Annotated in this window: 20 protein-coding genes and 1 pseudogene; 12 read left to right on the plus strand and 9 right to left on the minus strand. The window is 62.4% G+C overall.

Annotated elements, in window-relative coordinates; all coding sequences use genetic code 11:
* The first annotated feature begins 255 nt into the window (after window positions 1-255).
* Both AC6CH8_RS16240 and AC6CH8_RS16245 read left to right on the plus strand, forming a co-directional pair.
* Window positions 256-642: a BlaI/MecI/CopY family transcriptional regulator gene (locus AC6CH8_RS16240; protein ID WP_011774471.1), complete on the plus strand. Its 387-nt coding sequence runs from the start codon at window positions 256-258 to the stop codon at window positions 640-642.
* A 5-nt stretch (window positions 643-647) separates the two neighbouring features.
* Window positions 648-1,670 carry a M56 family metallopeptidase gene (locus tag AC6CH8_RS16245; RefSeq protein ID WP_420180774.1) on the plus strand — a complete coding sequence of 341 codons (1,023 nt, stop codon included), beginning with the start codon at window positions 648-650 and terminating at the stop codon, window positions 1,668-1,670.
* Between the two features lie 21 nt (window positions 1,671-1,691).
* Here the strand turns inward: AC6CH8_RS16245 and AC6CH8_RS16250 are convergent, their stop codons facing one another.
* Window positions 1,692-2,228 (minus strand): Chromate resistance protein ChrB, encoded by a 537-nt coding sequence (locus tag AC6CH8_RS16250; protein WP_498191491.1) that lies wholly within the window; start codon window positions 2,226-2,228, stop codon window positions 1,692-1,694.
* A gap of 33 nt (window positions 2,229-2,261) precedes the next feature.
* Here AC6CH8_RS16250 and AC6CH8_RS16255 point away from each other — a divergent pair, with 33 nt between their 5' ends.
* The gene (locus AC6CH8_RS16255) at window positions 2,262-3,473 is read left to right on the plus strand and encodes an MFS transporter (protein ID WP_498191492.1); all 1,212 of its coding nucleotides are present in this window, start codon (window positions 2,262-2,264) and stop codon (window positions 3,471-3,473) included.
* On the opposite strand, the gene AC6CH8_RS16260 is transcribed toward AC6CH8_RS16255, so the two are convergent.
* Window positions 3,470-5,578 carry a DNA gyrase/topoisomerase IV subunit B gene (locus tag AC6CH8_RS16260; RefSeq protein ID WP_017198883.1) on the minus strand — a complete coding sequence of 703 codons (2,109 nt, stop codon included), beginning with the start codon at window positions 5,576-5,578 and terminating at the stop codon, window positions 3,470-3,472. The genes AC6CH8_RS16255 and AC6CH8_RS16260 overlap by 4 nt on opposite strands.
* A 255-nt stretch (window positions 5,579-5,833) precedes the next feature.
* On the opposite strand from AC6CH8_RS16260, the gene AC6CH8_RS16265 reads away from it, so the two are divergent.
* Window positions 5,834-6,055, plus strand: a complete 222-nt coding sequence (locus tag AC6CH8_RS16265) for a DUF7455 domain-containing protein (protein ID WP_054809363.1) — start codon at window positions 5,834-5,836, stop codon at window positions 6,053-6,055.
* A gap of 254 nt (window positions 6,056-6,309) precedes the next feature.
* On the opposite strand, the gene AC6CH8_RS16270 is transcribed toward AC6CH8_RS16265, so the two are convergent.
* The 4 genes from AC6CH8_RS16270 to AC6CH8_RS16285 form a co-directional block, all read right to left on the minus strand.
* Window positions 6,310-7,623, minus strand: coding sequence for an RNA polymerase sigma factor (locus AC6CH8_RS16270; RefSeq protein WP_091466703.1), 1,314 nt, complete (start codon window positions 7,621-7,623; stop codon window positions 6,310-6,312).
* A 246-nt stretch (window positions 7,624-7,869) separates the two neighbouring features.
* Complete coding sequence (locus AC6CH8_RS16275; protein ID WP_420180770.1) at window positions 7,870-9,123, minus strand: DUF4192 domain-containing protein; 1,254 nt, start codon at window positions 9,121-9,123, stop codon at window positions 7,870-7,872.
* Window positions 9,124-9,206: 83 nt separating this feature from the next.
* Window positions 9,207-10,562: an MFS transporter gene (locus AC6CH8_RS16280; protein WP_498191493.1), complete on the minus strand. Its 1,356-nt coding sequence runs from the start codon at window positions 10,560-10,562 to the stop codon at window positions 9,207-9,209.
* Between the two features lie 35 nt (window positions 10,563-10,597).
* The gene (locus AC6CH8_RS16285) at window positions 10,598-11,536 is read right to left on the minus strand and encodes a proteasome assembly chaperone family protein (protein ID WP_091466697.1); all 939 of its coding nucleotides are present in this window, start codon (window positions 11,534-11,536) and stop codon (window positions 10,598-10,600) included.
* A 361-nt stretch (window positions 11,537-11,897) separates the two neighbouring features.
* Here AC6CH8_RS16285 and AC6CH8_RS16290 point away from each other — a divergent pair, with 361 nt between their 5' ends.
* The 4 genes from AC6CH8_RS16290 (at window position 11,898) to AC6CH8_RS16305 (ending at window position 17,479) form a co-directional block, all read left to right on the plus strand.
* Window positions 11,898-13,421 (plus strand): leucyl aminopeptidase, encoded by a 1,524-nt coding sequence (locus AC6CH8_RS16290; protein ID WP_498191494.1) that lies wholly within the window; start codon window positions 11,898-11,900, stop codon window positions 13,419-13,421.
* A gap of 296 nt (window positions 13,422-13,717) precedes the next feature.
* A complete protein-coding gene (lpdA, locus tag AC6CH8_RS16295; RefSeq protein ID WP_026005508.1) occupies window positions 13,718-15,100 on the plus strand; it encodes a dihydrolipoyl dehydrogenase in 1,383 nt (460 codons plus the stop codon).
* Between the two features lie 111 nt (window positions 15,101-15,211).
* The gene (gene sucB, locus AC6CH8_RS16300; RefSeq protein WP_498191495.1) at window positions 15,212-16,966 is read left to right on the plus strand and encodes a 2-oxoglutarate dehydrogenase, E2 component, dihydrolipoamide succinyltransferase; all 1,755 of its coding nucleotides are present in this window, start codon (window positions 15,212-15,214) and stop codon (window positions 16,964-16,966) included.
* Between the two features lie 159 nt (window positions 16,967-17,125).
* A complete protein-coding gene (locus AC6CH8_RS16305) occupies window positions 17,126-17,479 on the plus strand; it encodes a hypothetical protein (protein ID WP_178995552.1) in 354 nt (117 codons plus the stop codon).
* Window positions 17,480-17,492: 13 nt separating this feature from the next.
* On the opposite strand, the gene AC6CH8_RS16310 is transcribed toward AC6CH8_RS16305, so the two are convergent.
* Window positions 17,493-17,876, minus strand: a complete 384-nt coding sequence (locus tag AC6CH8_RS16310) for a VOC family protein (RefSeq protein WP_091466692.1) — start codon at window positions 17,874-17,876, stop codon at window positions 17,493-17,495.
* A gap of 132 nt (window positions 17,877-18,008) precedes the next feature.
* On the opposite strand from AC6CH8_RS16310, the gene AC6CH8_RS16315 reads away from it, so the two are divergent.
* On the plus strand, window positions 18,009-18,437 hold the full coding sequence (locus AC6CH8_RS16315) for an OsmC family protein (RefSeq protein WP_026005506.1): 429 nt from the start codon (window positions 18,009-18,011) through the stop codon (window positions 18,435-18,437).
* Window positions 18,438-18,510: 73 nt separating this feature from the next.
* Here AC6CH8_RS16315 and AC6CH8_RS16320 read toward each other — a convergent pair whose 3' ends face one another.
* Entirely contained in the window at window positions 18,511-22,035 is a 3,525-nt protein-coding gene (locus tag AC6CH8_RS16320) for a S41 family peptidase (RefSeq protein ID WP_498191496.1), read from the minus strand.
* A gap of 85 nt (window positions 22,036-22,120) precedes the next feature.
* On the opposite strand from AC6CH8_RS16320, the gene AC6CH8_RS16325 reads away from it, so the two are divergent.
* The gene (locus tag AC6CH8_RS16325; protein ID WP_498191497.1) at window positions 22,121-23,020 is read left to right on the plus strand and encodes a TIGR01777 family oxidoreductase; all 900 of its coding nucleotides are present in this window, start codon (window positions 22,121-22,123) and stop codon (window positions 23,018-23,020) included.
* 26 nt (window positions 23,021-23,046) lie between these two features.
* On the opposite strand, the gene AC6CH8_RS16330 is transcribed toward AC6CH8_RS16325, so the two are convergent.
* Complete coding sequence (locus AC6CH8_RS16330; protein WP_498191498.1) at window positions 23,047-24,714, minus strand: serine/threonine protein kinase; 1,668 nt, start codon at window positions 24,712-24,714, stop codon at window positions 23,047-23,049.
* A gap of 148 nt (window positions 24,715-24,862) precedes the next feature.
* Here AC6CH8_RS16330 and lipB point away from each other — a divergent pair, with 148 nt between their 5' ends.
* Window positions 24,863-25,531 carry a lipoyl(octanoyl) transferase LipB gene (gene lipB, locus AC6CH8_RS16335; protein ID WP_178995561.1) on the plus strand — a complete coding sequence of 223 codons (669 nt, stop codon included), beginning with the start codon at window positions 24,863-24,865 and terminating at the stop codon, window positions 25,529-25,531.
* Window positions 25,528-25,704, plus strand: a pseudogene (locus AC6CH8_RS16340) (lipoyl synthase); the annotation flags it as partial. The gene lipB and the pseudogene AC6CH8_RS16340, both read left to right, overlap by 4 nt.

Consider the following 25,704-nt stretch of genomic DNA (forward strand, 5'->3'; position numbering starts at 1 on the left):
AGTACGATGACCTTACTTCTACGTCACGTAGAAAACTTCTCTTCTACACAGTGTAGAACAAATGGAGGGAGACGAAACCCATTCTTCAAGTGGCGTAACCCACGCGCAAGGGATCGCTCATGGGCGCGGCGCGCCGATAGTTCTACCTCACGTAGAATGAAGCTCTGAAAAGCGGTAGATTTATTGTGGAATGTTGGATCATCGCTCCCGGCAGCAGCCACCCTGCACCGGGAAGCGGAAGGTAGGGACGTATAAATGGCAAGTCTTGGGGAACTGGAACGGGCAGTGATGGATCTGCTCTGGGCAGGCCAGGAGGCTGCAACCGCCAACACACTGCGCGATCTCCTGGCGCAGGATTCCGAGGCCGGTGACGGCACCGCGGGTCATCAAGGCAAGGATCTGGCCGTAACCACGGTCCTCACTGTGCTCTCACGCCTGGAAAAGAAGGGCCTGGTGGAGCGCGAACGCGGAACGCGGCCACACCGCTACCAAGCCGTCTCCAGCCGCGCCGATCACACCGCCGAACTCATGCACGAAGTCCTGGGCTCGGCTCCGGACCGCGAGGCCGTCCTGGCACGCTTCATTGGTTCCGTCACCGAAAGTGAAGCCGCTACCCTGCGCAAACTGCTCGGCTACAATTAGCCACTATGTTCTGGACCTCATACCTGCTTGCGGTCCTGGCAATCATTCTGGCGTGGCCAGTACCCGTACTCCTGTCGCGCGCACAGTGGCCGGCACGATCCCCCTTCACCGCCATGGTGCTGTGGCAAGCGATCGCCCTCGCTGGTGGCTTGTCCATGATCGGGGCCATGCTCGTTTACGGACTCGAGCCCATCGGGGACAACCTCATTGCGGGACTCAAGAGCCTGGCCGGGATGGTCTTCAACAACGAACCCACTACGGCGCTGGGCTTTTGGCACCTTTTTGCGCTCTCCGCAGCGGCACTGTTGACCGCCCACCTGGTCTTCACCCTGCTTCTGACCTATTACAAGATTGAACGCCAGCGGCGACGCCACCGCGAGCTGCTGGCCCTCCTGGCGTCACCGTCGGACGACGGCCCCGGCACCGTAGTGATCAACCACGACTCCCCCGTCGCCTACTGCCTCCCTGGCGGCGCCCGATCCGTAACGGTACTCTCCGACGGCCTGATGGCAGCACTGGAACCAGCTGAACTCCGGGCTGTGTTGATTCACGAGAACGCGCACCTGTCCCAGCGCCACGATCTCCTCCTTTGGGCCTTTGCTGCCTGGCGTCAGGCCCTGCCATGGTTCCCCACCACCCGGCTCGCCCAGACCGCGGTGAACTCCCTGATCGAAATGCTGGCCGACGACGTCGCCCTCCGCACCGAAAGCAAGGGCACCCTCATCAAGGCCATCGCCATCGTCGCCAGCGGCACCACACAGCCCGCCCTGGACGGGCAGTCCGTCAGCGGGCGTCAGGCACTGGCCGGCAGCCAGGCACTCAGCGCAGGGGGCGCCGTCGTCGAGGGCAATGCAGTCAGCGCCACCGGCGGTGCCGACTCCCCACGCACGACGGCGTCACGCGTCAGCCGCCTGCTCTCACCTAAGCCTCCACTCACCAGGGCTGCGCGGGCACTGGTCCTGGCCGCCTCCGCCTTGCTGCTTGCGGTGCCCACTGCACTGTTGATCGTTCCGGGACTACTGGGCTGACGGATTGCCTGGCTTGACCGGCTACTGGGGCAGCGTCGCCTTGTACACCAAGGACGCGTAGCCTTCCAAGGCCTCGGCGCAGCGAGCCAGGTGCTCTGAGGCAACCGCCGCCTGCGGCAAATGAAGCACATCGCGCGACTTCAACTCCCTGTACCAGCGTCTCAAACGCTCCAGGCTTTGTTCTTCTTCCTCCAGTTCGGCGAAAGTGAACTTCTCCCTCGAGATCTCTTTGGCTATCTCCTGCTCAAATTTGCCGCAATCGGCCGTGAACTCGTTCCACTCCTCCAGCCGGGCAGCTTCGAATGCGCTGCGGAACGTTTCCGCGCCTGCGCCCCGGGGCGCAGCGTCCACCAACGTCCAGGATCCATCGCCCTTTGCCACCAGTGCCGAAGCTCGCGCGAGGCCTTCATCGAAGGCCGGATGGGCAGGCAGAACCCAAGTACCCGGCGACAAAGGAACAGCCCCGATCCGGCGCAGTTCGCGCCACACTGCCACCCTGTGCCGGGATGGCTGCGCAGGAACCTGCACCAAAATCAACAACCACTGTTCTTCGATCACAGTTACGAATGTAGCAGCTGTTACATTCGTACTGTGAAAGCCACGAACACTCTTAGACCTTCCGGTGCAGCCAGCCAGCGTTGGCCCCTCTACGCCGCGGGATTTACCACCGCCTTTGGCGCCCATGCTGTCGCAGCGGGCCTTGGGGCGGAAAGCGCGGACATCGGTTTGAGTTTGCTTGCCCTGGGCGTTCTGCTGGCTTTGTACGACATCGCGGAAGTGTTCCTCAAACCCGTTTTCGGCGCCCTCAGCGATCGCATCGGGCCCAAGCCGGTCATCGTGGGTGGGCTGGTGGCTTTCTCCGCGGCCTCCCTGATTGGATTATGGGCGGATCAGCCCGCCATGCTCGCCGCCGCGCGACTTGGCCAAGGGATGGCAGCTTCAGCCTTCTCCCCGGCTTCGTCCGCTAGCGTTGCCCGGCTGGCAGGCGGCAAGACCGGGCACTACTTTGGCCGCTACGGCTCCTGGAAAGGACTCGGCTATGCTATCGGACCGCTGCTCGGAGCCCTGGCCATCATCACCGGCGGATTCAGCCTGCTGTTCGGGATCCTGGCAGCCCTGGGCCTGGCAGTGGCAGTGTGGGCCCTTGCTTCAGTGCCCCGCCTGCAGCCGCTTCCCCGCCCCCGGTACACCATCATCGATGTTTGGCGACAAAGCACCCAGCGGTCGTTTCTTGGACCAACCCTGGTGTTGGCCGCTGCCACGGGGGCACTGGGTGCCGCCGTCGGCTTCCTCCCTGCGCTGGCAGCACAGGAAGGGCTTGGCACGGCCGGCAGCGTTGCCGTAGTCACAGTGCTCGCAGTAGCTTCCGCGCTGATACAGCCCCGCGTCGGCCAGCTGCGGGACCAAGGAAGAATCGCCGACAGGCCCGGCATGGTGGCCGGCCTCCTCGCCATCTCCATTGGCACCCTGATAGCCGGCTTGTTGCCGGGAGCAGCGGGGATCTACGTCGCGGCCGTGCTCATCGGTACGGGAATCGGCGTGTCCACACCTCTCGCATTCGCCCACCTGGCCGATGCAACACCGGCCGAACGCCTCGGTAGAACCATGGGCTCAGCCGAGCTGGGCCGTGAACTTGGCGACGCCGGTGGGCCGCTGCTGGTGGGAGGCGTTGCCGTAGCGGCCGGGCTGCCCTGGGGTCTGGGCGCCTTGGCCTTGGTGGTGGGAGCGGCTACGTTCGCCGCCCCGGGCGCCCCCACGCCACAGGCCGCTGATGGCGCCCCGGTTCCGTCAAAGCCGAGCTAGGCGTCGATGCGCTCCCGGTCCAGGGTGGCCGCGCCGGCAATAATGAACTCCTTACGCGGCGCCACGTCCGAGCCCATCAAAAGATCGAAGACTTCCTCGGCACGTTGGGCGCTATCGATGCCCACCTTCCGGAGGGTCCGGTGTCGTGGATCCATAGTGGTCTCGGCCAGTTGCTGAGCGTCCATTTCGCCCAGACCTTTATACCGCTGGATAGGTTCCTTGTAGCGTTTGCCTTCCTTGGCAAGGTTGGAGAGAAGCACGTGAAGCTCAGCCTCTGAGTAGGTGTAGATCATCTCATTGGCCTTCTGGCCGGGGTTGATCACTTCCACGCGGTGCAGGGGCGGGACAGCGGCAAACACGCGGCCGGCCTCGACCATGGGACGCATGTATCGGAAGAACAGGGTGAGCAGCAGTGTGCGGATGTGCGCACCGTCAACGTCGGCGTCAGTCATGAGGATGACCTTGCCGTAACGGGCAGCGTCAATATCGAAGCTTCGACCCGAGCCGGCGCCCACAACCTGGATCAACGCCGCGCACTCAGCGTTGGACAACATGTCGCCTACGGATGCTTTCTGGACGTTCAGGATCTTGCCGCGGATGGGCAGCAGTGCCTGAAAGTCGGATGAGCGGGCAAGTTTGGCAGTACCGAGCGCCGAGTCACCCTCCACGATGAACAGTTCAGAGCGCGCGACGTCATCAGTACGGCAGTCTGCAAGCTTGGTGGGCATTGACGAAGTTTCCAGGGCGTTCTTGCGGCGCTGGGTTTCCTTGTGCACGCGGGCAGAGATGCGCGACTTCATCTCGGCGACCATCTTCTCCAGGAGGAGCGCCGACTGGGCTTTGTCGTTGCGGTTGGCCGAGTTCAGCCTTGTAGTTATTTCCTTCTCAACCACTTTGGCCACGATTGCCCGTACCGCCGAGGTACCAAGGATCTCCTTGGTCTGTCCCTCGAACTGCGGCTCCGCAAGCCGGACAGTCAGGACGGCAGTCAGCCCGGCGAGAATGTCGTCTTTCTCAATCTTGTCGTTGCCGGCTTTGAGCTTGCGCGCGTTCGTCTCCACGGCCTTGCGGAAGGTCTTCAGCAGGGCGGCCTCAAAACCGGACTGGTGCGTTCCGCCCTTGGGCGTTGCGATGATGTTGACGAAGCTGCGCATAGTGGTCTCGTAACCGATGCCCCAACGCAGGGCGATGTCCACCTCGCAGTCACGTTCAACTTCCGCGATCTTGCTGTGCCCGTTCTCATCGAGGACCGGAACGGTTTCCTTGAATTTTCCAGAACCGTGAAGGCGCCAGACATCCGTCACTCCGGAATCGGCAGCGAGGAACTCGACAAACTCGGAGATGCCGCCATCGTGATGGAACACTTCCTCATGGACACCGGCCTCTCCAGGCGTTCCGGCCAGCTTGCGCTCGTCGCGCACGGTGATTTTCAGGCCGGGCACAAGGAACGATGTTTGGCGGGCCCGTGCTGCCAGGTCGTCGTATGAGAACTTGGCGTCAGGGGTGAAAATTTGACGGTCTGCCCAATAACGCACGCGAGTTCCCGTGACGCCACGCTTTGCCTTGCCCACAACATCCAGCACCGAGTTCTCAACGAACGGCTCGAAGGGTGCATTGGGGCTTGGTTTTGCACCGGAATCCACGAAGCGTCCCGGCTCGCCGCGGCGGAACGACATCTGGTAGGTCTTGCTGCCCCGGTCAACCTGGACATCAAGGCGGCTGGACAAGGCGTTCACCACCGAAGCTCCGACGCCATGCAAACCGCCCGAGGCTGTGTAGGAACCGCCGCCGAACTTGCCGCCTGCGTGCAGTTTGGTGAACACGACTTCGACACCGGAGAGGCCTGTCTTGGGCTCTACGTCCACGGGGATACCGCGGCCGTCGTCGTGGATTTCCACGGAGTTGTCGGCATGCAGGATGACTTTAATGTCATGTCCAAAGCCTGCAAGAGCCTCATCCACGGCGTTGTCGATGATTTCCCATAGGCAGTGCATGAGGCCGCGCGAGTCAGTGGAGCCGATGTACATGCCCGGGCGCTTGCGAACGGCTTCCAGGCCCTCAAGGACAGACAGATGCCGGGCGTTGTATTCAGAACTCGGTGCCACTCGCGGTGTGCTCCTTCGGGGTATATCTCCGGGTGCTTCCCAGCCGTGTGTTGACTGGTAATTCAAGGCAAACACTGCCCGTACAAGCGTAGCCGGGGAAGTCATCAGGCGCCGTTTGCCACTCCAGCGCGGGCGCTGCCTGCCTGGTTACGTTACGCACATGTGATACGCGGACAGCGAAAGTGACCCATCCTTGCCATGGATCTGCCTCGAATGCTGGTTATATGGATGTACAGAACTACTAAGGAGGCCGACATGACAACAGCAGTTGCAGACCGCACGCTGAACGCAGCTGACCGCTGTGACCGTTGCGGAGCCCAGGCGTACGTCCGCGTTGTACTCGAGTCCTCCGGTGGTGAGCTGCTCTTCTGCGGCCACCACGCACGTGCAGTTGAAGCTACGCTTCGGCCAATGACTTCCGGCTGGCACGATGAGACCGAGCGCCTCAACGAGAAGGCTCCCGTCCCCGTCGACTAGGCAGTCCGGTTAGCCGGAAACCCTTTTTGATTACATGACAAGGCTCCTCCCACACGGGAGGGGCCTTGTTGCGTTGAGCTGGTTGCGTTGAACTTGTTGCGTTGAACTTGTTGCGTTGAACTTGTTGCGTTGAACTTGTTGCGTTGAACTTGTTGCGTTGAGCTTGTTGCGTTGAACGTGCTGTGGCCAACAGGAAAAAGCGGCCCAGCCGGAATTCCGACTGGGCCGCTCTCAACACCGGTTCTGGGATGTTATTAGTCCAGGTAGTCCCGCAGGACCTGCGAGCGGGACGGGTGCCGCAGCTTGGACATGGTCTTGGATTCGATCTGGCGGATACGCTCGCGCGTGACGCCGTAGACCTTGCCGATTTCGTCTAAAGTCTTCGGCTGGCCGTCGGTCAGGCCGAAGCGCATTGCCACAACTCCGGCTTCGCGCTCGGACAGGGTGTCCAAAACGGAGTGCAGCTGCTCCTGCAGGAGCGTGAAGCTCACGGCGTCGGCAGGGACCACAGCCTCGGAGTCCTCAATCAGGTCACCGAACTCCGAGTCACCGTCCTCACCCAGCGGGGTGTGGAGCGAAATCGGCTCGCGGCCGTACTTCTGGACCTCGACAACCTTCTCAGGCGTCATGTCCAGCTCGAGTGCCAGCTCTTCAGGCGTCGGTTCGCGGCCGAGGTCCTGAAGCATTTGGCGCTGTACGCGGGCCAGCTTGTTGATGACTTCCACCATGTGCACCGGAATACGGATGGTGCGGGCCTGGTCTGCCATGGCGCGGGTAATCGCCTGACGGATCCACCAGGTTGCGTAGGTGGAGAACTTGAAGCCCTTGGTGTAGTCGAACTTCTCAACTGCACGGATAAGGCCCAGGTTGCCTTCCTGGATCAGGTCCAGGAAGAGCATGCCGCGGCCGGTGTAGCGCTTGGCCAAGGAAACGACCAGGCGCAGGTTGGCTTCGAGCAGGTGGTTCTTGGCACGCTTGCCATCGTGAATGACGAATTCAAGCTCACGCTTGAGCTTGGGATCCATGGATCCGTCGTCAGCGTTGATCTTTTCCTCGGCAAAGAGGCCGGCCTCGATCCGAAGGGCGAGGTCAACTTCCTGCTCTGCGTTCAGCAGTGCGACCTTGCCGATTTGCTTCAGGTAATCCTTGACGGGGTCGGCAGTAGCACCGGCCGACATGACCTGCTGGACAGGAGCGTCGTCGTCGTCGGCATCGGAGTAGACGAATCCCGTACCTGAGGGAGCAGCCTTGTCCTTGGTAGCCGTGGCGCCGTCCTCGACGTCATCTTCTCCGACTTCGACTTCCTCGGCAGCTGCGGGATCAAAGTCTTCATCCTCGCCGCTGGAATCCTCAGCGTCGGATCCTGAGGACTTGTTCGCGGCCTCAGCGGCGGCCTTCGCGCCGGGCTTGGGTCCACGCTTCTTGGGTGCCGGCTTGTCAGAGTCGCCCTCTGAGGCCTTGTTGGCAGCACGTGTCGCTGCGCGCTTTGCCGATGTTGCCGCCTTCTTTTCCTCAGCGGACAATTCGGCCTGGGCGGCGGGTTCCTTCTCGACGGAAGACGGGGTCACAGAAAACCTTTCTAGCGGCGGTCTGTGGAATCACCATACGGGCAACACCACTATGACCCTGTCAAGTCCGCGATCAATTTCAAATGCGATCGCCGCCTGCAGAGTCTCTATAGAGAACTCCCGACGACACTGTTTTGTTCCCGATGAAGGGGCCAATTCAGGCATTCGAACGCGGACCCAACCGGGTCTCGGCATCCATTGTCTCACGGTTTTGCGAAACGCATGCCTAGGGAAATTTCAAACCCCCTAGGCCACCGTGTCCTTGAACCCGCGCCATGCGGTCTCGGAGCTCCGCGCCCACGTGCAAATGGTCCCCTGTCCCAGAAGGTCCATGAGCAGTTCGGCCAGTCGGTATCCCGGTTGCGCAGCCTCCGCCCGGCCAAGGCAGGCGTGCGCAACGGATCCACGCCCCTTGCACCAGGAAATCCAGCCCTGAAGGGTCAGTGCCGCCGCAGGCACTACGCCGGATTCGTCGTCGACACATAGCCCGGAAAGAACCTGTTGCAATGCGTCAAGGGTGTTCCAACAAGGCATGTAGGGTTGCATGCCCAGTAGGACATCTCCGTAGGTGAAGACGTCCCCCGACGTATCGGGCTCATAATGAACTTTGGCAACCGGAACGGCCGAGGCCGGTATGCCGAGTTCTTGTGGGTCGAAAGGCGTGCCCGCGTCGTCTTCGATGAAAAGTCCGAACGCCGCAGCACCGGACTTTGCGGACTCCATGCCTGCTGCCGCCATGACAACCACAGCGTCCCGCCACGCAGGGACTCTCAGGGTGGTTCTGAGGAAGCCCAGAATTTCCGCGTCAACCCCGGGCTGCAGCGGATCATCCGCTTCGCATCTCTTAAGCACGTGGTGCCACACGGCAAGGACGGCGTCCAGACACCGCTCGCTCCGCCACCCACCGAGAATCTGCTTCCCGTAGCGTGTCTCTGCTGCCAGCACCAGAGGGTCCAACGTCCCCGGACTTGAAAGCCGGGGCTGTCCGGGCCCGCTCCTCGGCGACGGCCCGATGGAGCTCCCCCGGTACACGAGTTCTGCACTGAGCCTGCTGTTCTTGATGCGATCAACAGGCAATCCCGGCACCGGGCAACATTGAAGATCTGTGCAGTAGGCGCTGCGCCAGTACTCGGAGCCAACCAGCCAAGCGTCCCGGACCGATAAATCAACCTCGTCCAGACTCCGCTGGAGGGCTTCGAGCAGCGGAATTGCCTGCCGGACCACGTCGCCGTCCTCCCATCCGGAGTCGGTGTAGAGGGCAAGCACCACCCCGTTGGCGTCCTCATCGGCGATCAGGAAATTGCGGATCTGGTCCGCGAAACCCGAGCGGGCTTGTGGTGAATCAAGGTTCGGCAGGTCCACCCGCAGTGTGGCGCCAAGGACCTTCCCTTGCATGGTGATGGCCACAAGGCTGTCCTCGGGCCAGTAACCCAGCATGTGGGGAATGTAGCCAAGAATGTCTTCGGGTTGGTGGATGCTAAGTGTTCTGTTGGAAGTCATGGTTCCACCCTGCTCAAGTCCTGCCGGAGGAGACAGTAACCATCGCGCCTATGTGGAAAAGCTGCCGCAGCAGCGCGGACCGCCTAGTGCTCGTCCGGAGAAACGGTTCGTGCGGCACGTCGCCGCTCGATCCGTTCCCGACGCTGCCTGGCCAGGGCGGCCAGCAGCGGCTGCACGTGAATCCCCTGGGATGCCATCTGGCGTCGCACCTTCCGCCGTGTTACCAGGATGAGCACCGTACCAAGGCCAAGAAGAACGAACTGAACACTGAGGGCAATACGGAACGGCGCAAGCCCGTACAAATCACCGCCGGAGAAGCCACTGGCGTACAGGAGGTCGAGTACCAGACCGATGAGGTAAATGGCGACGAGCGCCGCAATAAAACCGCCAACGTTGACGATGCCGGTTGCCGTGCCGATTCGATGCGAAGGATTGAATGTCCTGGCGAAGTCGAATCCGATCATGGACCCGGGCCCACCCACAGCCAGTACCACCACCAAGACGGCCAGGAGCCACAGCGGGGCGCGCTCAGGAAGAACCAGCACGGCGGCCCAGGCCAAGGCTGTAGCCAACGCAATCAGCAGGACCATGGCGGATCTTCGCATGGGATGTTTAGAGACGAACCGGCCAAAACCAGGGCCGGCAACGATCGCCGTCGCAACAAATAGTGCCATGAGGCCGGAGACGGTCCCGGCATCGAGTCCCTGCGCGGACAACAGGAAGGGATAGCCCCATGTCATGGCAAACAGGTTCCCGCTGAACTGCACTGTGAAGTGGCTCCAGAGACCCAGCCGGGTGCCGGGCTGTTTCCACGCGCGGGACAGCGAGATACCGGTGGCACGGAGGCCCTGGCCGGTGTCCCGGGGCGGGTGCCCGGGTGGTGCGTCCCGAAGCACTGCGAGCACGAGGACTACTGCCAATACGGACATGGCTGCCAGGGTGAGGAACGCGGGCGTCCATCCGGCCGAGTGAAGAAGCAGCGCGAACGGAACCACACTGAAGAGTTGGCCGAGCTGGCCGCACATGCCAGTCAGTTGAGTGACCAGCGGAACCTTGGCAGGAGCGAACCACAACGGGACCAGGCGGATCACCGAAATGAAGGTCATCGCATCGCCGGCTCCCACCAGGACGCGGCCCACGACGCCACCGGGAACACTGTCCGCAAAGGCCAACTGCAACTGCCCCAGTCCCATGAGCACGGCACCACCTGCCACCATGGCCCGCGAACCGAACCTGTCCACCAGAACACCGACGGGGATCTGCAGCCCTGCATAGACCAGGAGTTGAAGCACCGTGAAGAAAGAGATGGCAGCGGCGCTGGCATGGAACCGCTCAGTAGCTTCCAGCCCCGCGACGCCAAACGAGGTTCTCTGCGCCACCGCCACCAGGTAGGCGAACACGCCGATCGTCCAGATGAGCCAGGCGCGGGGAGCATTCACCCAACAATTATGCCTGCCGGCAACTCAAAGCTGATTTATTGAGGCGAGTCTTTACGCGCCAGATAGGCCTCTACGGCAGCTCCAATATCCTCGGCGTTAGGCAGCTCATCATTCTCATCTGCCAGCAGCGAGCGGCGGACGATGCCCTCGGATTTCTCGTCATAGCGCGTCTCGAGATTTGTGACTACTGCCTGGACTTCTTCAGAAGCCTCGATCTGCTCCGCGATCTGGCGGCCCACTTCACGCCCCGCTTCCCGGAGCCTGTCCGTTGGCAGCATGAGGGAGGTTGCCGCCCCCAGGTATTCCAATCCGGCGACGGCGGCCGGCGGGTACTCCGCTTCAGACAGGTAATGCGGGACATGGATGACGTAGCCGGCCACATTGCGTTCCGCTTCGGTGAGCCGGAGTTCCAGGATGTGTCCAATGGCAGCAGGAACATCTACCGTGGGTTTCCAACTTGAAATTCCCTCAATGAGTTCAGGCATGTTGCCATGAACCGTCACTCCAACGGGCCGCGTGTGCGGGACGGGCATGGGGATGGAATGGATCCAGGTCACCAGGTTGACGTCCAGCTCTTCAACAATTCCGACGACGGCCCTCGAGAAGCGCTCCCACTGCAGGTCTGGTTCAAAGCCGGCAAGCAGCAGGAACGGCTGGCCAAGGCCGTCATTCAGCTTGTAAAGGCCGAGCTTTGGCGCTTGGTAGTCCTGCAGGTGGTCTTCCACGAAGCTGATGTGGGGCCGCCTCGAACGGTAGTCGATGAGTTGGTCGGCATCGAACATGGCCACCACCTCCGCACCCAGTTCGTCCAACAGTTCCGCGTTGATCTGCCGGACTACGTGACCGGCATCGGCAAAGCCCGTGAACCCCATGACCATGTTCAGGCCGCGAAGCTCGGGGCTGTGGAAGGTCTCAATGTTTCGCGCGTACAGCGATTCGGGGTCCAGGAGGGAGCCGGATATCCGTTCAAACACGGCGTGTTCCTTTCGCAATGACAAAGTTAGGGGAAGTCCCGGGCGCCAACCACATGGCACATGGCCCATGACACCCAGCGATATGGGCACGCCGGGCACCATTGTTTGGCTGCGGGACTCTATTAATCCATACAACGCTCCACGCCATGACGGCATTCCTGCCCCCGATGTGCCGCAGCTCTCATTTAATTGCCGTCCGCAGCGTTCAAGAGACTACGATCGAAGCGGGCCGACGTCCTTTTGCGACGCTGGACCTGAAGACCAAGGCCGCCGTAGCAGAAAGACGTCGGGCGCGTACCGGGGCAGGCCGCCAAACATGCGGGCCGCCATGCAATGCAGAGAGAAGTGAGGACACATCCTCGTGGTCAAGACTACTGACATCATCCTGGGCATCATTGCCAAGGACCTGAAAAAGTCCCCCAGCGACGCACTTGTGATTGGCGTTGCCCAAGGCGCGGACGGGCCGGTACTGCTGTCCAACCCGTTGAGTGCGAAAGCCGCCGAATCCGTTGCGGGCTCCCTGCAGCTTCTGGGGATCACCGGGGCCGCGGACCAGGTTCACCGGCTTCCGGGCCTGCCGGAAACAGGCTCGGGGATTCTTGTCCTTGCAGGCGTAGGAAAGCTGTCCGATGCGGGCAGCCTCAGCGAAGAAGCGCTCCGGCGTGCTGCAGGATCCGCTGTTCGCCAGCTTGCCGGAGCCTCTTCAGTCACTTTGGCCTTCCCGACGGCGACCCTCACCGACGTCGCCGCGGTCGCCGAAGGAGCCGCCCTGGGCGCTTACTCCTACACGGAGCACCGATCCAGCAAGGATGGGCTGAAGGCCCCAGTGGCCAAGGCCTTCATTTTCTCGGATGTCGATGCCAAGTCCGCCCAGCCCGCACTGGACCGGGCAATTGTGCTCGCCCGCGCGGTCAACGCGACCCGCACCTTGGTCAACCAGCCCCCGAGCCACCTGTACCCCGAGTCGTTCGCCGAGTCCGCCAAGGAACTCGCCAAGGGCCTTCCGGTCAAGATCACGGTCTGGGATGAAAAGCGCCTGGAAAAGGAAGGCTTCGGAGGCATCCTCGGCGTCGGCAAGGGCTCTACCCGCCAGCCCCGCCTCGTCAAGGTGGAATACGCTCCCGCGAAAGCCACGCAGAAGATCGCCCTCGTCGGCAAAGGCATCACGTTCGACACCGGAGGCATCTCCATTAAGCCGGCCCTCGGCATGGGTGACATGAAGAGCGACATGGCGGGCGCCGCCGTCGTGCTTAATACCGTCCTGGCCATCGCCTCACTCGGCCTGCCGCTCAAGGCCACCGCCTGGCTCTGCATCGCGGAGAACATGCCCTCGGGCGCCGCAGCGCGGCCCGCGGACGTCTTCACTATCTACGGGGGCAAGACTGTTGAGGTTCTGAACACGGACGCTGAAGGGCGTTTGGTGATGGCCGACGGCATCGTCGCTGCGAGCATGGAGAAGCCCGACGCCATCATTGACGTGGCAACACTGACCGGCGCACAGCTGATCGCCCTGGGCCTGCGTACTGCCGGCGTCATGGGATCGGATTCAGTCACGGCACCGCTGAAATCCGCGGCCGACAGGGCCGGCGAGCTGGTCTGGCCAATGCCGCTGCCTGAGGAACTCCGGCCGAGCCTGGACTCGCAGGTGGCAGACCTCGCCAACATCGGTGAACGTAACGGTGGCATGATGACCGCAGCAGTCTTCCTTCGTGAGTTCGTGGGCAAGAACGGCGACGGCCAGCAGATCCCGTGGGCACACGTGGACATCGCCGGTCCCTCGTTCAACAACGGCGCCCCGTATGGTTACACGCCCAAGCAGGGAACCGGATGCACCGTCCGCACCCTGGTTGCCTACGCCGAGGATCTCTTGGCGGTCTCCGCCTAGCACCACTCCCCCACGCCCCTCGGGGTTGCGCAGGTCCCTGACGAACGCCGTCCAGGGCCTGCGCAACCCCGGAATTATGCGGGGTGTAGCGCTGTGTCACAAGTGAACGTGAGTCTCGACACAAGCGCTCCACAAACGCCCGCAGAGGGTGGAGCATGGGTAGGTGGTTCGCTAAGGTGAACTCGATAGTCACAAATGCAAGAGAACTTAGGTGCTGGCATAATCACGGCAGAACAAGTTCCAAAGACCAGATGGCACGCAGTCCCGTGTCATCATTCACGCGAGGGAGCGTTTTAGTGGCCGATCAGGCAACTGCGCAAGAATTCGACATCCTGGTACTCGGTGGCGGCAGCGGCGGCTACGCCACTGCCCTGCGGGCCGTACAGCTTGGGTTCACCGTTGGCCTTGTGGAAAAGGCAAAGCTCGGCGGAACCTGCCTGCACAACGGCTGTATCCCCACCAAGGCACTCCTGCACTCGGCCGAACTGGCCGACCATGCACGCGATTCCGCCAAGTATGGCGTGAACGTCACGCTCGACAGCATCGACATGTCTGCCGTGAACGCGTACAAGGACGGCATCATTGCCGGTAAGTTCAAGGGCCTCCAGGGACTCATCAAGTCCAAGGGCATCACCGTCATCGAGGGTGAAGGCAAGCTCCAGGGCAACAACACCGTCGTCGTGAACGGCACCTCTTACACGGGCAAGAACATTGTCCTGGCCACGGGTTCCTACTCCCGTTCACTCCCCGGCCTGGAAATCGGCGGCAAGGTCATCACCTCGGACCAGGCCCTCACCATGGACTACATCCCCAAGAGCGCCATCGTCTTGGGCGGGGGCGTCATCGGTGTCGAGTTTGCGTCCGTCTGGAAGTCCTTCGGCGTGGATGTCACCATCATCGAAGGCCTCCCCTCCCTGGTTCCGAACGAGGACGCCTCGATCGTCAAGAACCTTGAGCGCGCCTTCAAGAAGCGCGGCATCAAGTTCACCACCGGCATCTTCTTCCAGGGCGTTGAGCAGAACGACGACGGCGTCAAGGTCACCTTGGTTGATGGCCAGACGTTCGAAGCCGACCTCCTGCTCGTAGCCGTTGGCCGCGGTCCGGTGACCGCCAACCTTGGCTACGAAGAAGCAGGCATCACCATCGACCGTGGCTTCGTCATCACCAACGAACGCCTCCACACCGGCGTTGGCAACATCTACGCTGTCGGCGACATCGTCCCCGGCGTCCAGCTCGCACACCGCGGATACCAGCAGGGCATCTTCGTCGCCGAGGAAATCGCCGGCCTGAACCCGGCAATCGTCGAGGACATCAACATCCCCAAGGTCACCTACTGCGAGCCTGAAATCGCAACGGTGGGCTACACAGAAAAAGCCGCCAAGGAAAAGTTCGGCGACGACCAGGTGCAGACCCAGGAATACAACCTTGCCGGCAACGGCAAGAGCTCAATCCTCGGCACCGGTGGCATCGTCAAGCTTGTTCGCCAGAAGGATGGCCCCGTGGTGGGCATCCACATGATCGGCTCCCGCATGGGCGAGCAGATCGGTGAGGCCCAGCTGATCGTGAACTGGGAAGCCTACCCTGAGGACGTGGCCCAGCTGGTCCACGCCCACCCCACCCAGAACGAAAGCCTGGGCGAAGCCCACCTTGCCCTCGCGGGCAAGGCCCTCCACGGCTAAGTCTTACCAAGACCCACGGATCGGGTGCATGCAGCGGAATATGCCGCATGCACCCGATCCGAACCAGCAGAATTCATCCGCACAAAGATCAATAAGGAGAACGGGGACGACATGTCTGAATCCGTTAACTTGCCCGCCCTCGGTGAGAGTGTCACCGAAGGAACCGTCACCCGCTGGCTCAAGCAGGTTGGTGACCGGGTGGAGATCGACGAGCCGTTGCTCGAGGTTTCAACCGACAAAGTAGACACCGAAATCCCTTCTCCGATCTCAGGCGTCATCGAAGAAATCCTCGTCGCTGAAGACGAGACGGCCGAAGTAGGCGCCCCCTTGGTCCGAATCGGCGACGGTTCCGGCTCCGCCGCTCCCGCGGCTGAATCCGCACCGGCTGAGGAAGCTCCTGCCGCGCCCGCAGAGCAGGCAGCACCGGCCGAAGAGGCTCCTGCCGCACCCGCCGCTGAAGAAGCACCGGCGGCTGAAGCACCCGCTGCTTCAGGCGAAGGCCACGAAGTGACCCTCCCCGCATTGGGCGAGAGCGTCACCGAGGGTACTGTCACCCGCTGGCTCAAGGCTGTTGGCGACACCGTTGAGGTGGACGAACCCCTCCTCGAGGTTTCCACCGACAAGGTAGACACCGAAATTCCTTCCCCGGTTGCCGGCACCCTGCAGGAGATCCGCGTCAGCGAGGACGAAACAGCAGAGGTAGGCTCCGTGCTTGCCATCATCGGTTCCGGCGCAGCTGCTCCTGCATCGGCTCCCGCTCCGGCTGCAGCGCCTGCCGCCGAGGCTCCGGCTGCTCCCGCTGCTGCACCGGCACCCGCCGCCGCACCCGCTGCTGCACCGGCACCCGCTGCCGCACCCGCGGCTCCGGCCGCTGCACCCGCACCCGCACCCGCCGAGGCTCCAGCTGCGCCTGCGGCTGAAGGGTCCTCGGAGTCCGGATATGTCACTCCCCTGGTCCGTAAGCTTGCCAACCAGCACGGTGTAGACATCTCATCGGTCTCCGGCACCGGTGTCGGTGGCCGCATCCGCAAGCAGGATGTTCTGGCTGCTGCGGAAGCAAAGCAGGCAGCCGCAGCCCCCGCTGCAGCTGCTCCGGCCGCAGCTCCCGCAGCCAAGGCCGCCGCCCCCGTGGTCGCATCCTCCTTGCGGGGAACCACCGAGAAGGCCCCTCGCATCCGGCAGGTCATTGCACGCCGCATGCGCGAGTCCCTTGAGGTCTCCACTCAGCTGACCCAGGTGCACGAGGTCGACATGACCAAGATCGCCAAGCTCCGCCTCAAGGCCAAGAACTCGTTCCAGGCCCAGAACGGCGTCAAGCTGACCTTCCTCCCGTTCATCGCCAAGGCTGTAGCCGAAGCCTTGAAGCAGCACCCCAAGCTGAATGCTGCTTACGACGAAGCCAAGCAGGAAATCACGTACCACAACGCCGAGCACCTGGCGATCGCAGTGGATACTGACAAGGGCCTTCTGGTACCTGTCATTTCCGACGCCGGCAACCTGAACCTCGCCGGCTTGGCCAGCAAAATCGCCGATGTCGCAGGCCGTACCCGCGACGGCAAGATCGGCCCGGACGAGCTTTCCGGCGGAACGTTCAGCATCACCAACATCGGTTCCGTTGGTGCACTGTTTGATACCCCGATCATCAACCAGCCCCAGGTGGGCATCCTCGGAACCGGTGCCATCGTCAAGCGCGCCGTCGTGGTTGCCGACGAAAACGGCGACGACTCGATCGCTATCCGCTCCATGATGTACCTGTCCCTCACGTACGACCACCGCCTGGTGGACGGCGCGGATGCCGGCCGCTTCCTGCAGACCCTCAAGGCTCGCCTTGAAGAAGGCGCTTTCGAAGCAGACCTCGGTCTCTAAGGGCATGCGTCTCTAAGCACGCTTTCACAAGCAGAAGGGCAGGTTACCGGGAAACCGGTAACCTGCCCTTCTGCTTGCCCGCCCGCTGGCATCCAAGCACGTCATGGTGTCAGCGTGGCTTTGCTACGGGACGTAGAACCAACTGGATAAGCTTGGGCCATGAGTATTCTCTTCAACATTTTGGTGTTCTTGCACATCGTCGGCGCAGCCATGATCGTGGGCTACTGGATCGCCACCCTCAAGGAGCCAACCGTCCACCCGCGCCAGCGTGACGGCGCCTTCCTCCAGCTCCTCACGGGCATTGCCATGATGGGTGTGTTCCCCTTGCTGCCCGACGCCGATCCCAACTATTTCAAGCTCGGCGTGAAGTTCGCCATCGGTGTGGCAGTAGCCGTTCTGGCAGTTATCGGCACACGTAAGGTGAAGAAGGGCGAGCCGGTCTCTACCGGCCTGGCCCACGGCGTTGGTGGCCTGGCTTTGATCAACATCGCCATCGCGACCCTCTGGAACTAATCCGGGCAGGCGATCACTCCTGGGCTATGCAAAACTCGTTCCCCTCGGGATCCTGCATGACGTCCCAATGGAAGTCGCCGACATCTTGCCCCTCGACGAAAGTAGCCCCCAGCGTCTCAGCCTTGCGCCGCAGCGCTGAGGGGTCGGCGTCGTGAAGGTCCAAATGCAGGCGGCGCCTCCCTTCAGTGGGTGCGGCGACCTGTTGAAAGGCCAACTGGGGAAGGCCCGGCTCAGCTGGCCGAAGCCAGATGAAACCTTCATGTTCCGCTGCAACGGGCATGTCCAGCAGCTCGGACCAGAAAGCTGACAGGCGGGCGGCGTCAGTGGCGTTTACCATGATGGACGCGATTCTGGGTCCCTGGTTGCGCTTGGCAGGCACAAGTTCTTCAGTATCCATTTCGCCAGTCTAGGGTCACAATCCACTGTCAGCGGAATGGCCGTGCGGTCCGGCAGGCAAATCCATAGGATTGATCCCGATGGCACCTGCCGACGGCTGGTTGCCGACTCACAACGACCCCAAGGAGTGGACATGGCAGCAACACGCACCGCACACACGGTTTGGAACGGCAACCTGATTGAAGGCGCCGGCAACACTACGCTGGACAGTTCAGGACTGGGCACGTTCGATGTCACCTGGAAGGCACGCACGGAGCAGTCCGGCGGCAAAACCAGCCCCGAAGAGCTGATTGCCGCTGCCCACTCCGCTTGCTTCTCCATGGCTTTCAGCCACGCTCTTGCCGGCGAAGGATTCACGGCTGAAGAAGTTCAGACCAAAGCTGACGTTACCTTCGTTCCCGGCACAGGCATCACTGGCAGCCACCTGACCATGACCGCTAAGGTTCCGGGCCTGTCCGAAGAGGACTTCCGCCGTATCTCGGAAGATGCAAAAACGGGCTGCCCCGTTTCCGGCGCTCTGGCCAGCATCGAGATCACCCTGGATGCCACCCTCGCGCAGTAACACCACCTTCAAAACGCAGAAGAGCCCCGCCACTCCCCTGAGGAAGTGGCGGGGCTCTTCTGTACTTGCCTGCTTATTTAGCCTTTTGGGGACGCGAGGGTAATGGGGCCGGTCGGACCTTGCGGTAGCCCTCGCGCATTGGAGGCCGATCGGTGGGCAGCTCCTGGATCATTTCCTTGAGCGCGCCAATTCCGTACTCCAGCTGCGGGTCCGTCCCGGCTGCGTAGGCGTGCGGCGGGAACAGCACCTCGATGTCCGGCTCCACGCCACGGTTTTCCACGTCCCAGCCGATCCCGCCACTGAACCATGTGGCGTATCGCGGCTGGGTGACCCCGGTGCCGTCAGCAAGCGAAAAGCGATTGTCGATGCCCACCACACCACCCCAAGTGCGCGTTCCGATGACGGGGCCAATGCCCCTCAGCTTGGACACTTGGGTAATGATGTCGCCATCGGATCCCGCGAATTCATCCGCGAGGATGATCACGGGTCCACGTGGTGCGTGGTGCGGGTATGTCCTCGGCTTTTCACCGCGCGGCATGCTCCAACCTGTGACCTTGCGCCCGATCAGTTCTGCAACCAACTGGGATGTGTGTCCGCCGCGGTTGCGCCGCACATCCACAATAAGGCCGTCCAAAGCAGTCTCCGTATCCAAGTCGCGGTGAAGCTGCGCCCAGCCGTTGGCCATCATGTCCGGGACATGCAGGTAACCGAATTTGCCGTCCGAGGCCTCACGGACTGTACGCCGGTTGGCCCGGACCCAGTCCTGGTACCGCAGCCGCTCCTCATCGCGGACAGGAACCACGGCAACGCGCCGCTGGACACCCGCAGCGTCGCCATGACCGTCACCGTTCAAGAGGGTGAGCTCCACGGTCCTGCCTGCAGAACCCACCAGTTGCATTGCCGGCGTCAAGACCGCGGAAAGCTCGACGCCGTCGATCGCCAGCAGCACGTCACCCACCTTGGCGTCCGCGCCCGGACGGGTCAAGGGTGAAGTAGCCAGCGGATCGGAAGACTCACCTGCAAGGATCCGGGTAATTTCCCATCCGTTGGTGCCGAGCTGGAACTCAGCTCCAAGCCTGCCCTGGCCGTTTCGTCCGGGCTCCGCAACAGCGGCCGGCTTGACGTAGGCATGCGACGTTCCCAGCTCGCCGTGGATTTCCCACAGCAGGTCAACCAGGTCATCGTGGGAACCAAGCCGGTCCACGATGGGACGGTAGCGCTTGTAGACAGAGTCCCAATCCTGGCCTGCCATGTCGGCGGTCCAGAAGAAGTCCCGCTGCAGCCTCCAGGCCTCGTCGAATGCCTGGCCCCAAGCGGCCACGGGGTCCAAGATGACCCGGACCCTGTTGAGCTCCACCTTCACGAGGTCCGCGGAGTCCTCCTCCACCTTGTTGTCAGCGGGAACGGACGTGATTTGCTTGTCGTGCACGTAGATGATGCGGCTAAGGTCACCCGACAAGCGGTAGCTGTCCACTGCCTTGACGAGCGTGGCCTGCTTGCGCTTGGCAAGGTCATACCGGACCAAGGACGGCGCCGTTTTCTTGTCCTGAAGGGTGCCTCGCCCATCGCCCATGACACCGGAAAGCTCAGTATCGAGCCACAACAGTGCACCGTCACCAACAGCCAGGTCTGAGTAGTTCCCCTGAGGTACGGGGACAGCGATAACCCTGTGGGCAAGTCCCTCCGGGTCAACGCGCACGGCTGGCGCTTCGCCGTCGTCGGACTTTGTCGCGGCGGGTGACGCGTCCTCCAGCGCGTCTACGGAAGGGCCAAACGGCGAGGGCGTGTCCGCTGCCAAAGCAACCAGGTACGGCTTGATGGGGCTCGGGAAGGACAGGTCGAACGAGTGACCGTCGTAGACGGGGTCGAAGCTCCTGTTGGACAGGAACGCCAGAAATTTTCCGTCAGGGGTGAACTTCGGGGACTCGTCGCAGAAGCGGCCGTCGGTCACATCGATGATTCCTGACTCAGGCTCTGCCGGGCGGGCGATCCTCAGCTTGCTCCGCGAACCGAAGGACGTTACCGGCTCGGACCAGACGAGCCACTGGGAGTCGCTGGACCACGCCAGTTCGTCGATGCTGCCTTCACCGACGCTGACAAGCCGCGTCAGCTTGCCGGCCGTGGTGTCCGCAACGAAGACATCGCCGAAAGACGTGCCCACGGCAAGCCAGCGGCCATCCGGGCTGGCTTCCAAAGCACTCGTCCGGGTAGAGGCGGGAAATTCAAGGCGGAGATCCGCTGATTCTTCCGCCGATGCGGAAACCGCGGTTGTCTTTGTGCCTCCCGCGGTGTCGGCGGATGGCTCACCGTTGACCGGCTCCACCGATGTTGTCCGGGTTTGGTCTTCGGACGCCCGTGTGACACTGGTGCCCGCCTGCGCGGAAGCGGTTCCCTGTCCCAGCACGTTCGACGCCGCGACCGGCTTGGGAAGCGGAGCTGATTCTTCGGTAGCTGCGGCGGGTTGTTCAACAACAATTTTGGGAATCTCCACCACAGCCGAAAGGCGGGCGGCGATGCGCTTGATATACAGCGCTTCCACTCCCCCATGATCGGCGACGTAAGCTATCCGGCCGTCAGTAAGTGGCCGGGGCAGGCGGGCGCGGACGCCCGGTGTTGCCTCAACCACGCGGGAAGGTCCGTCCTTGTGCCGGAGCCAGTGGATGGTGCCATGCGATTCCACTGCACTGGCCGTACCGGTGACGTTGGGGAAGACATCCCCCAAGTGGGCGGAAGCCTTGAGCGGTGCGGGGCGACGCCCCGGTGATGCCGACCCAAGCGTGATGTTCAATTTGACGGGCTCAGCATCCGCGTCCAGTGACGAGAGCATCCAGATCTCGCCTGCCGATTCAAAGACCACCCGGGTGCCGTCCGTGCTTGCGTGCCGGACGTAGAAGTCCTCGTGGTCCGTATGCCGGCGCAGTCCGGAACCATCAGGAAGCACGGAATAAAGGTTTCCGTAGCCCTCGTGGTCCGACAGGAAGGCAATTCGTCCTTGAATCCACAATGGGTCGGTGAGGTTTCCGTCGATCTCCGCCACCAGCCGCTCGAACTCCCCGTTGCCGTCGGCATCGATCCAGAGCTTCCCGGCGGTGCCTCCGCGGTAGCGCTTCCACCAGGCGGGCTCACGTGAGAGGACGCTTGCCAGGACTACCGGCTTCTCGTCACCGATTTCCGGACCAAAAGCAACAGCCTCAACCGGGCCGAACGGAAGTTCGACGGCGGCGCCGCCGTCCAGCGGGAGGCTGTAAGCGTACGTGTGACGGCTTTCGGCTTGTTGGAACGCGCTCGTTACCACCACGTTCCCTGATGGCGTGAAGCCTTTGACCTTAGTGGTGCTGTGCCCGAAGTAACTCAGCTGCCTGTACCCGCCGCCGTCGACGTTGGCTGTGACCACCTCCGGTGACGTGCCCACCACAGTGGTCCACACCAGCGCCTTGCCGTCCGGAGTGAACCGTGGGTTCCTTGCCGGCAGTTGCTGGGAGGATACCCGCCAGGCGCGGCCTCCTGAAAGGGGTGCGATCCAGATGTCGTCTTCGGCCACAAAGGTGACCAGATCGCCGTGCACATGCGGGAAACGGAGGTAGCTGGAGGAGGTCATTGTTCGATCATAGTCAAGAGGCACCCTTCAGTTGCGGCATCCGCTGTCGTTTCCACCACAAGCGTTCGCCATGGTGAGATGGGTCATGAGAATCGTGATGTCCGGAGCTTCGGGAATGATCGGGACGGCCCTGTCCGAGCAGCTGGTTGCTGACGGTAATGAGGTCATCCGGCTGGTGCGGCGCCCAGCCGGGTCAGCGCTTGAATGGACGTGGGACCCAGCCAAGGGTGAGCTGGATGAGGCTGTCCTGGACGGTGCAGACGCCGTGGTTAACCTCTCGGGCGCAGGCATAGGCGACCGTCCATGGACAAAACGCCGGATCCAGGTCCTCACGGAATCCCGTCTCCGGACCACTCAAACCCTGACCGCCGCCATGCGACGACTTGGCAAACCGCCCGCAACATTCATCAGCCAATCCGCTTCCGGCTACTACGGCGCCTCACGCGATGGGGCGCTGAGGGAGGATTCCGGGCCCGGCGGCGGCGTGTTAGGCCGCCTGTCCGTTGAGTGGGAGCGCATGGCACGGACTGCTCCGGCCGGCGTTCGGGTGGTGACGCCACGGACAGGCGTCGTGCTCAGCACCTCCGGCGGTGCGCTCGGGCCGCTGTTCCCCTTGTTGAAGCTCGGTCTGGGTGGACCTTTTGGGAACGGCCGCCAGTATTGGCCGTGGATCACTTTGGCCGACGAAGCCAGGGCCCTCGCGTACCTCCTTAAAGCACAAATTGACGGTCCGGTGAATGTCTGCGCCCCGGAGAGCGCGGATGTGAACACGATAGTCGCGGGCCTCGCCAAAGCATTCAACCGGCCGGCCTTCTTCCGTGTACCCCGACCCGCCCTGCGACTGGTTCTCGGTGGCCTTGCCGATGAACTCGTGATGGCCAACCAGCGAATGGTGCCCGCGCGGTTACAGGAAGCCGGCTTCCACTGGCTGCACCCGTCCCTCCCCGATGCCATGGCATGGCTGCGCCAGGAAAAGGCCCTCTGAAGATGTGCTTGGGCTCAGCGGCCCCCTTACCCGGCCGGACCGGCGTCGAAAATTCCGGAGATCCGCCACCGCCCGTCCGAACGAACCAGGTCCAGCCGAAGCTGCTGCGGTGTCCCGGCGGCCCCGGTCCTGACAACTGCCCCTGACACCAGGCGTTCCTCATAGCCGGACGTGGCGGCAGTAACCTCCACCAGCACATGATCGGACTGCGCGGGTCCTTCCACGGTCAGGGCTGTCAACGCTGTATGGAGTCCAACAAACGCTGTTCCAGCGTCCCGCAGGTAATCGCTCACCTGTTTGTCGGTCGCTTCGGCCTGCGAACCAGGCGCGTTGACCAAATCCAGAAGGTCAAGGCGCCGTTCTCCCAAGGCGATGTCACGCACGGCGGACAGCGCGGACACGGCTACTAAGGGATCCTCTGATTGGAGCCCGGTGGCGAGTGCAGCCGGCAGATCCTGTGCGTCCGTTTGATCCAGGCCATGTGTGGCTTCCGTCGCCTCACCGGGGTCGGCAACGCCGCTTTCCATCGCCGCTTGCTGCACCATCGCCGTCGTCGTGCTGTTCTGCTGCCAAAGAATCCAGGATGCAGCGCCAATCAGTACGCCCATCACTGCCAAAAGAACCCACCGGCGGCCAAGCCCACCACCGGGCCTGCGGCTCCGGCGATGCCCAGGCTCGGCTGTTGGCAGCGACCGCGCGCGCGTGAACGGCAGCAATGTCCACCAGATCTTCAACCAACGGGTAGTCCGGCTTAAAGAACGGGTGGCGCGCCGCGGTGAACGTCCCAATATCTCGCGCCGGGTCAGCAATTCAGGAATAACGGAGGAATGCACGGCACCTGATAAATCCAGGGCTTCGGGAGCAGCACTCCTGAAGATCGCAGTGCCTAGCTCCTTGGCCGACGGACGCTTCCGAGGATCTGCGCTTAGAGCAGCTTCCAAGGCTGCGGCCAGGGCTTTGGGAACCTCCGGGACCAGCAGTGACAGGGGTGGACGATCCTGTTCCTGCTCCGGCGTGGTCCCGGTCAGGCAGTACCAGCCGACCGCGCCGAGGGCATAGACGTCCCGCTGCGGTTGGATGGTGTCCCGGGAAATATCGCCGTTCACTGGCGATTCAGATCCTGGCTCCATGAATCCGGGCGTTCCGACGCCCAGGTCGTGTGGTTTGTCGCCTACCTTGGCGGCGACGCCAAAGTCCGCCAGCAATGGCATCCCGACGGCTGTAAACAAGACGTTTCCGGGTGACACATCTCCGTGTTCCGTGCCGTTGGCGTGCAGATAATCCAATGCCTGGGCAATGGGAGTCAGGATCGTCACGGCTTCTCCGACCGTGAGCTTCCCCCTCGCGGACATCAGGTTGGCCAGCGAACCTCCCGCTGCATAATCCATGACGATCCCCAGTGTTCCCTCAGCCGCGCCTTCCATGTGGAGGATTTCGTGAACACGTATGAGGTGCTTGTGCTTGAGTTGGGAGAGGAGCCTCATCTCACGGTTTGCGTCGGCAAGAACTTCGGCTCGTGACGTTGCCAGGCCGCCAGCGGCACCGGCTTTGGCACATTTGACCGCGAACCGGGCACCGTCCTTATCCCTCGTGGCAAGCCAAACGGTAGAACTACTGCCCTGGCCCAGTGGGCGGGATATTACGTAGCCCGGGATGTGGGGAGCCACTGCTGCGGGAATGTCCAGAGTTTCCATAAACAAGGTGTACCCGACTGCCGGATTTTCCGCAGAAGTTATCCACAGGCAGTGTCATGACCACTCCCCGCTTCAACAGGTCGGGATGCGACTGAGAGCTTCACCACAAAACCATGGCCAGTCTCCTGCTGGGTCTAAGCTTGAACCCATGACTCTTGAGTTTTCACAACTGGGTCTTGCCCCGGATTTCGTAGATTACATGCAGGGCTGGGACCTGCAGCGCGAAATCCACAACAAAGTTGTTGCGGGCGAGAAGAACAGCACCGTCTTGGTCCTTGAGCACGCCGCCGTCTACACGGCCGGCAAACTCACGGAGGACCACGAGCGACCCTTTGACGGCACTCCCGTTGTTCCCGTGGACCGCGGCGGGAAACTGACGTGGCATGGCCCAGGGCAGCTCATCGCCTATCCCATCCTCAAACTCAAGAACCGTGCCGGTATCCGCGACTACGTGGAACGGCTTGAGGCCATCATGATCGCCGTCATGCAGGACTACGGCATCAAGGCCGTCACCGTGAAGGGCCGGGCCGGAGTCTGGATCCTTGCCGATGACAAAGGACCCGACCGTAAGATTGCCGCGATCGGCATTCGGGTCCTGGACGGCGTAACCATGCACGGCGTGGCCATCAACTGCAGCAATGACCTCGCGCCCTATGCGCAGATCATCGCCTGTGGCATCACCGACGCCAGCGTCACCACCATGTCGCTGGAAACCGGCCGGACCATCAACCCCGCCGACATCGTTGACCGCTTCGTTGAAGAATTCAGCAAGCACGAAGAAGCACTCGTTTCCACACCCGAAGGAGCACTCCAGTGACCTTGGCACCTGAAGGCCGTAAGTTGCTGCGCGTTGAGCAGCGCAACTCGGCGGTCCCAGTTGAACGTAAGCCTGAGTGGATCAAGGCCAAGGTCCAGATGGGGCCGGAGTTCGTCCAGCTCAAGAACCTGGTGAAGAAGGAAGGCCTGCACACGGTGTGTGAAGAGGCCGGC

The sequence above is a fragment of the Paenarthrobacter sp. GQ52 genome (genome assembly GCF_059759005.1).